This is a genomic window from Halomonas sp. B23F22_20 (assembly GCF_043496985.1).
Classification (GTDB): domain Bacteria; phylum Pseudomonadota; class Gammaproteobacteria; order Pseudomonadales; family Halomonadaceae; genus Halomonas.
Map to the genome: position 1 here is coordinate 1 of NZ_JBIEKH010000147.1, position 528 is coordinate 528.

Annotated in this window: 1 protein-coding gene and 1 pseudogene; one reads left to right on the forward strand and one right to left on the reverse strand. The window is 41.3% G+C overall.

From position 1 onward, the window contains the following. A pseudogene (locus ACGTN6_RS21030) lies at window positions 1-197 on the forward strand (galactonate dehydratase); the annotation flags it as partial. 69 nt (window positions 198-266) lie between these two features. Here ACGTN6_RS21030 and ACGTN6_RS21035 read toward each other — a convergent pair. After that, on the reverse strand, window positions 267-528 hold a 262-nt coding region (locus ACGTN6_RS21035; protein ID WP_394595057.1), incomplete at its 5' end, for a MurR/RpiR family transcriptional regulator.

Here is a 528-nt window from a genome sequence, read left to right on the forward strand (position 1 = left end):
ACAAAGAGAACGATTTACTAGATTATATTAAAGACCGCAGTGTATTTGATTATAAAGATGGCTTCGTACAGATCCCACAAGGACCAGGTCTTGGGATTGAAATTGACGAAGAGTATGTCAAAGAACGGGCCCAAGAAGGACACAACTGGCGCAATCCGGTATGGCGTCATCAAGACAATAGTATTGCAGAGTGGTAAAGGACAGTAAAAAAGAGGCTCAAATTTTATTTGAGCCTCTACTTACCATGAAGAACTTTTTACTACATTTTATAATCTTCTTCTTGCTATCGCATCGCGCATTTTCGTTTGAGCGTGTTGTGCTTGTTCCTGATACTTCAGGCTGTAATTGACGTATAAGGCATCGATAATCGAGAGCTCTGCGATTCTTGAAGCAAGGGCCTCTGAACGATAATCGGTTTCTTGAGAAGTAGTAAACAGACAGACATCCACTAGTTTACTGAACGGCGATTTGGCGAAGTTGGTAATACCTATTGTTGGTACCCCGTTTTCCTTTGCCACTTCAATGACT